This is a genomic window from Novosphingobium sp. B-7 (assembly GCF_000410615.1).
Classification (GTDB): domain Bacteria; phylum Pseudomonadota; class Alphaproteobacteria; order Sphingomonadales; family Sphingomonadaceae; genus Novosphingobium; species Novosphingobium capsulatum.
Genome location: NZ_KE148327.1, coordinates 462 through 7,288, shown reverse-complemented (window position 1 = coordinate 7,288; position 6,827 = coordinate 462). Strand labels below are relative to the sequence as shown.

Genomic DNA, 6,827 nt, shown 5'->3' with positions numbered 1-6,827 from the left:
GCGGCTTTCGCTGCGCCGCACCAGGTCTGCCGCCACCAGGTTGCCCGGGATCAGCACGGGCCGCAGCGTGCGGCCGCGCGCGCCGGCAACATAGGCCGCAACCAGGCCGGTTTCGCTGCCCAGCAGGCGCACCACCGCGCCGGTTTCGCCATGCGCCAGCACCGCGCAGACGATCTGCGGCACTGGCCCGGCATCGGGAAGCGAAGGCGGCGTTGCGTCATCCATCACCTGCCTGCCTGTGCCGCGTGGCGTCGCCCAGGGCAAGCGTCCTGCCGGGAAAGTCCATTTCGGGCATTGGAACAAAGGCACAAGTGCGTTAGGTTGCCAAGGATGAAGCAGCTATTCCAGCATGCCGCGATTACGCAGGGAATGACCGTCCGGGTGGCGGTCAATTTTCTGCCGGAGCAATCGCGCGTGGCGGCCGGCAAGTGGTTCTGGGTCTATCACATCCGCATCGAGAATGATTCGGCCGAGCCGGCCCAGTTGATCACCCGGCATTGGCGCATCACTGATGGGCGCGGCCATGTCAGCTTTGTCGATGGCGAAGGCGTGGTGGGCGAACAGCCCCGCCTGCTGCCAGGCCAGGCGCATGACTATGTCTCGGGCTGCCCGCTCGGCACGCCCACCGGCAGCATGGAGGGGCACTATACCATGCGCCGTGACGATGGCAGCGTGTTTGACGTAGCCATTCCGTTCTTTCCGCTGGCCGCCCCGGCCACGGCCAACTGACCGCCAAGCGAAGGGCGATACCACCAATGAAGCGGACCCATCTCCCGCTCAACGGGCTGCGCGTGCTCGACGCTGCGGCACGCCACCTGTCGTTCACCCGCGCGGCCGACGAGTTGGCGGTGACGCCCGCCGCCGTGGGCCAGCAGATCCGCGCGCTGGAAGACCTGCTCGGCGTCGTGCTGTTTCGCCGCACGTCCAAGGGGCTGGAACTGACCGACGAGGCGGCCGCCGGCCTCGATGCCATCCGCGAGGGCTTCCTGCGCTTTGAGGAAGGCGTGCAGGCGATGCAGGCGGGGCAATCCAGCCACGTCTATACCATTGCCTGCCCGCGCGATTTCTTTGCCGCCTGGTTCAGCCAGCGGCTGGCCGCGTTTCGCGCCGAAAACCCGGCATTGCGCTTTTCGCTGGTTGGCGGCGATGGCGATATCGATTTCACCGAGGCCAATCTCGATCTGGCCGTGCGCTGGGCCGAAGGGCCGGGCGAACTCGAAGGCATTCCGCTCGGCGCGCCGCAAACCGTGATCGTCGCCGCTCCCGGCTTTGCCGACGTGAGCGGCGAAAACGGCGATGGCGCCTGGATCGGCTGGCCCGGTGATCCGGTGCCAGCGGGTGAGGGGCGCGAAGTGGCGTTTTCCGTGGGCGACGCCGGCACTGCGATCAGCGCCGCTGCGGCGGGCCTGGGCAAGGCGCGCGTGCCGCTGCTCCTGGCCGAATATGCCCTCTCGACCGGCCGCGTCGTCGCCCTGGGTGAGGTGGAGAACAGCCGGCGCGGCTATTGGCTGGTCGCTCCCTTGCCGCAGTGGCGCCAAAAAAAGGTCAAGGCCCTGGTTGCGGCCCTGGCGGAGACCTGAATCCGCGCGATCCCGGCGTGACAGCGTTGGCAGACAACCTGCTGTAACAAACCGTTGAAACGCCGACGCATACCACCTGTTAACCGCCTGGGTCCTATGCCCGCGAGATGGAACCCCTTAGTGGAAACCCTCAGGCGGAACAGGTTGGGATGGTCGCTGCCATCGCGGCCGAATCCTTGCCGCTGCGTCCGCGCCTGCGCGCCCGCAGCCGGGTGATAGGGGCGCTGCTGGGCGCGATCATGGATGGGGCCCACCGGCGCGCGTACCGCGGTGAGGCGATGGTCGCGGCCTATACGCACAATCTCTCCCGCCGCCTGCCACTGCTGTCGTTGCTGGCGTTGCTGGCGGTCGGGCTGGTGATCATGCGGGTGGCCGGCACCGTGCCGTGGCCGGTGCTGGTGCCGGGCGTTGTCATGATGGTGTTCGTGGCAGAGCGCGGCTGGCACTGGCTGCCTGTGCAAGTGGAGCGCCGGCCTCTGGCGCTGCGGCGCAAGGATCTCGATGCGCTGCCAACCAGCGTGGGCCTTTCGGTGCTGTTTGCGGTGCTGTGGGCGCTCTATCTCTATTGTGTCGGCGGCGAGGCGCAGCGCGCATTGCTCTGCGTCTTGCTCTCGGTAATTTCCGTGGCAGGGGTGCTCGGCCTTGCGCATGCTCCGGCGGCGGCGCTGCGGCTGGTCTTTGCCTCCACCGTGCCGGCTTGTACCGTCTATCTCGTGGTGGATGGCACGCACCTGTGGCCGGTGGTCCTGCTGCTGGTCATGGCCAATCTCACCGTGCTGGCTATGACATTCGGTTTCCATGCCGATTTCGTCCGGCTGGAACTGTCACGCCAGCAATTGGCGCGGCGCGAACGCCTGGCGGCGCGGCTGGCGGAAAGGAATTTCGAACAGGCCTCGCGCGATGCCCTGACCGGGGCGCTCAATCGCCGGGCAATCCTGGCGCGTTTGGATCAGGATGTGGGCCGGCATGAATTGGCGGCCCCGTGGCTGGCCTTGCTCGATCTCGACGGGTTCAAGCACGTCAACGACACCTATGGCCATGCCGCCGGTGACGATGTGCTGCGCGCGGTGGCCACGCGCATCGGTGCGATTTCCGGCGTCCTCGCGCATGGGCGCCTGGGCGGCGATGAATTTGCCATCCTGTTCGATGGCCGGCTCGACGCCACCGGCGTCACCGCTGCCGCGCAAGACCTGGCGCAGTCGGTGCGCGCGCCGGTGCTCCACAACGGGGTCAGCCTGCGCCTGCACGCTTCCACCGGCCTTCATCGCGTGCGCGGGCCCAGCGTGGGCGCCTGCCTGGAACGCGCCGACGCCGCGCTCTACAAGGCCAAGAAGCGGGGCGAGGGCGCCATCGTGCTATTTGGCCCGGACGACGAAACCGCCCTGCAGCAGCGCAGCGCGATGACTCGCCAGTTCAACGATTGCCTGTTGGATGATCGGCTGCGCCTGCTCTACCAGCCCTATTATGATGTGGACAGCCTGGCGGTCGTCGGGTTCGAGGCCTTTGCCCGCTGGTCGCCCGATGGGCAGACCTGGCTGGCACCGGGCGAGTTCATCGATCTGGCCGCGGCGACCGGCCGCACCGGCGAACTGACCCAGGCGGTGATGGGCCGGACGCTGGCGGAATGCGATGCCTGGCGCCAGGGGCTGACGGTGGCGATCAACCTGACCCCGCGGGATGTAACGCGCGAGGGCGCGGTCGACTCCCTTGCCCGGCTGGTGCGCGATGCCGGCGCCGACCCGGCGCGCTTCATGCTGGAAGTGACCGAAGCGGCGCTGATCGCCGATCCGCGCCGCGCCCACGCCCAGCTCGAGGCATTCCGGGCGGCGGGTTTCCGCCTCGCGCTCGATGATTTCGGGGCGGGCTGGTCTAGCCTGTCGCAATTGCGCGATCTGCCGCTCGACATGGTCAAGATCGATCGCGGGCTGGCTGCCGCGCTGTCCAGCGATCCGGGCGCGCGGGCGATCGTGGGCACGATCGTCTCGTTTGCCTGGCAACTGGGCATCGAGTGCATGATCGAAGGCGTGGAGGATGAAGCGCAGGTCGCTACGGCCCGTGCGCTCGGCATCCGCCTGATGCAGGGCTATCACTTCGCCCGGCCCGAACGCGCCGGCGTGGCGCTGGCTGCCATCGGCCGTGCCGTGGCCTGACAGGCGATCAATGCACGTCCACCAGCACCCGCTCCCCGCCCGGCGGAATCAGGCGGCGGAACAGGCGGCCGCGCTCGGAATAGAGCACGAGGCACAGCGATAGCAGCCCGCAGGTGACGAATGCCAGCGACAGGGGCCGCGCCGTGCCGTCATAGACCTGGCCGATCGCGATGCCGATCAGCGAGCCGATCAGCGTGCGCATGAACATCTGCATCGAACTGGCCGCGCCTGCGGTGCGGGCAAAGGGCTGCAGCGCGATCGAGCTGAAATTGGCGCCGATAAAGCCCATCGCGCAAATGTTGGCGGCCATCACCGGCATGAAGCGCAGCAGCGTCTGGTGCGGGCTGAAGGCGAAATGCACCTGCAACAGGCTGAGGCAGATGCACGCCAGCAGCGCCGTCTGCGACACGCGCCGCGCGCCAAAACGTTCGACGATGCGGGCGTTGAAGAAATTGGAGAACGATAGCGACAGCGCCGTGGCGCCAAAGATCAGCGGGAAATAACGGCCCGCGCCAAAGTGTTCGGCCACGAGTTGCTGCGAGCAGTTGATGTATCCGAACATCGCCCCGAAAACGAGCGCTGCCCCCAGGACATAGCCGGCCGAAGACCGCTCGATCGCCGAATGGGCCATGTTGCGCGCGATGGTCATCGGCATGATCGGCTGGCGGTTGGCCGGGTCGAGCGTTTCGGGCAGGCGCATGAACACCCACACGCCCATGATCGTTGCCAGCACCGCCAGCACCCCGAAGATCCAGCGCCAGCCGGCAAACAGCAGCACGAATTGCCCCACACTGGGCGCCAGCATCGGCACGACCATGAACACGGTGGAGACGGTCGAGAGGGTGCGTGCCATCTGGTCTCCGGCAAAACGATCGCGCACGATCGCGGCCGGCAGCACCGCCACACCGGCACTCGACACCGCATGCAGTGCGCGCAGCACCAGCAGGGTATCGAAATCAGGCGCCATGGCGCAGCCCAGGGCCAGCGCGACATAGAGCACGATCGTGACCAGCAGCACCGGGCGCCGGCCGTGGCGATCGGCCAGCGCGCCAGGCACCAGCGCGCCCACGCCGGCCGAAACCAGGAATATCCCCACCACCAGCTGGCGGCGATTGGGATCGCTGACGCCCAGGTCTGCGGCGATCTGCCCGAGCCCAGGCAGCATGGCATCGATGGCCAGCGCCTGAAGCGCCATGAGCAGCGCCATCATGGCAATGAATTCGCGCCCACCCAGCGCCTTGATCGGGCGCCGTCGGGCTGGATAGTCAGGTTGCATAACGATCCTATGGCAGGCAGGGCGCGGCAATCCAAGGTTTTGTTGCAGCCCTTGACCGTTGTTTGTGGCATGACGGACGCCGCATTCATGCCGATGTCCGAATCCCCGCCTTCGCCCCCTTTTCCCGTGCCCGATGCCGATGAGGCGCCGGGCCTGCGCAAGATCATCCATGTCGACATGGATGCCTTCTATGCCAGCGTGGAGCAGCGCGACGCGCCCGAGCTGCGCGGCAAGCCTGTGGCCGTGGGCGGCAATGCCGCGCGCGGGGTGGTGGCCGCGGCCAGCTATGAGGCGCGCCGGTTTGGTGTGCGTTCGGCCATGCCCTCGGCACGCGCGGTGCAACTGTGCCCCGATCTGATCTTTCGGCGCCCGCGCTTCGATGTCTATCGCATGGTGTCGCAACAGATTCGCGCGATCTTCCTGGATTACACCCTCGATGTGGAGCCGCTGTCGCTCGACGAGGCCTATCTCGATGTCACGCGTGACTTGCGCGGGATCGGATCGGCCACGCGCATCGCCGAACTCATTCGCCAGCGCATCCGCGCGCAGACCGGGCTGACCGCCAGCGCCGGGGTGTCCTACAACAAGTTCCTGGCCAAGCTGGCGAGTGACCAGAACAAGCCCGATGGCCTGTGCGTGATCCGCCCAGGTGAGGGTGCGGCCTTCGTCGCCGGCCTGCCGGTGGCCCGGTTTCACGGGGTGGGGCCGCGCGGCGCGGAAAAGATGGCGGCGCTGGGCATTGCCACCGGAGCAGACCTGCGCGCGCAAAGCCTGGCCACCTTGCGCCAGCATTTTGGTGCCCAGGCCGATTATCTCTATCGCGCGGCGCGGGGAATCGATCTACGCGCGGTGACCGCCGATCGTCCGCGCAAGTCTGTGGGGGCAGAGCGCACGTTCGATCGTGACCTGTCATCTGGCCCAGTCCTGCGCGAAACGCTGGAAACGATCATCGACCTGGCGTGGGATCGCGTGGCACGGGCCGACGTGGCCGGCCGCACCGTGACGCTCAAGCTGAAGTTCAAGGACTTTACGGCGATGAGCCGTGCCCGTTCGCTGGCAACCCCGGTGGCGAGCCGCGATGCACTGGCCGATGTGGCACGCGGCCTGCTCGACCAGGTCTTGCCGCTGCCACAGCCGGTGCGGCTGATGGGGGTAACGCTCTCGGCACTGGAAGAGCCGGGCCAGCCAGCCGCTGTTGCCGCGCCGCCGGGGCAGGCGCAGCTCCCTTTTTGACGCCTATTGCTGCTGCTGGCGCGCGTAATCCTGCCACAAGGCGATCATCTCGCGCGTGGCGGGGCTGGTGGTCTCGGGCAAAGCCGCGACGGGAAAGAATGCGGCGTCGAGCAGTTCGCGTCCATCGGCGCGCGGGCTGCCCAGCGCGGTTCCAGCCACCAGCGCGATCTGGTTGAGCCAGCCGCCGCGATCGCGCAGGTGATCGGTAAAATGCACCGCATCGTGCAGCGTGCAGCCGGTTTCCTCGGCCAGTTCGCGCGCGGCGGTTGCCACCGGGCTTTCCCCGCGCGCCAGGCCTCCGCCGGGCAGCATCCAGGCATGGCTGTGGTGATAGCTGTGCCGCACCAGCAGCACGCGGCCTTGCGCATCGCGCGCCACGACCATGCAGCCGGGCACCGGCACGCGGCGCCAGCGCCACCAGGCCACGCGCAGCCGATGGGCCAGCCGCAGCAGGGCGCGGTGCCAGGAAGATGGAAACCAGGCGGGCATGCCCTTGGCCTAGCGGCTAGAGCCACCGAAATCGAGCCTTTCCCGCATCCTGCGCGCGGGCCTGTGGCTTACCCTGGCTGCGGCAATGGGTGGGGCAGA

Annotated in this window: 6 protein-coding genes and 1 pseudogene; 4 read left to right on the top strand and 3 right to left on the bottom strand. The window is 67.8% G+C overall.

All coding sequences use genetic code 11. From position 1 onward, the window contains the following. Positions 1-225, bottom strand: a pseudogene (locus H926_RS26870) (recombination protein O N-terminal domain-containing protein); the annotation flags it as partial. Positions 226-330: 105 nt separating this feature from the next. Between H926_RS26870 and apaG the strand changes: the two are divergent. The 3 genes from apaG (at position 331) to H926_RS0110515 (ending at position 3,730) form a co-directional block, all read left to right on the top strand. Next, positions 331-729: a Co2+/Mg2+ efflux protein ApaG gene (gene apaG / locus H926_RS0110525; protein WP_022676260.1), complete on the top strand. Its 399-nt coding sequence runs from the start codon at positions 331-333 to the stop codon at positions 727-729. 26 nt (positions 730-755) lie between these two features. After that, complete coding sequence (locus H926_RS0110520; RefSeq protein ID WP_022676259.1) at positions 756-1,580, top strand: LysR family transcriptional regulator; 825 nt, start codon at positions 756-758, stop codon at positions 1,578-1,580. 149 nt (positions 1,581-1,729) lie between these two features. After that, positions 1,730-3,730: a bifunctional diguanylate cyclase/phosphodiesterase gene (locus H926_RS0110515; protein ID WP_022676258.1), complete on the top strand. Its 2,001-nt coding sequence runs from the start codon at positions 1,730-1,732 to the stop codon at positions 3,728-3,730. 7 nt (positions 3,731-3,737) lie between these two features. On the opposite strand, the gene H926_RS0110510 is transcribed toward H926_RS0110515, so the two are convergent. Then, complete coding sequence (locus H926_RS0110510) at positions 3,738-5,006, bottom strand: multidrug effflux MFS transporter (RefSeq protein WP_022676257.1); 1,269 nt, start codon at positions 5,004-5,006, stop codon at positions 3,738-3,740. A gap of 93 nt (positions 5,007-5,099) precedes the next feature. Here H926_RS0110510 and dinB point away from each other — a divergent pair, with 93 nt between their 5' ends. After that, a complete protein-coding gene (gene dinB, locus H926_RS0110505) occupies positions 5,100-6,239 on the top strand; it encodes a DNA polymerase IV (RefSeq protein ID WP_051146328.1) in 1,140 nt (379 codons plus the stop codon). Positions 6,240-6,242: 3 nt separating this feature from the next. Here the strand turns inward: dinB and H926_RS0110500 are convergent, their stop codons facing one another. After that, a complete protein-coding gene (locus tag H926_RS0110500) occupies positions 6,243-6,728 on the bottom strand; it encodes an NUDIX domain-containing protein (RefSeq protein ID WP_022676255.1) in 486 nt (161 codons plus the stop codon). Between the last annotated feature and the right edge of the window lie 99 nt (positions 6,729-6,827).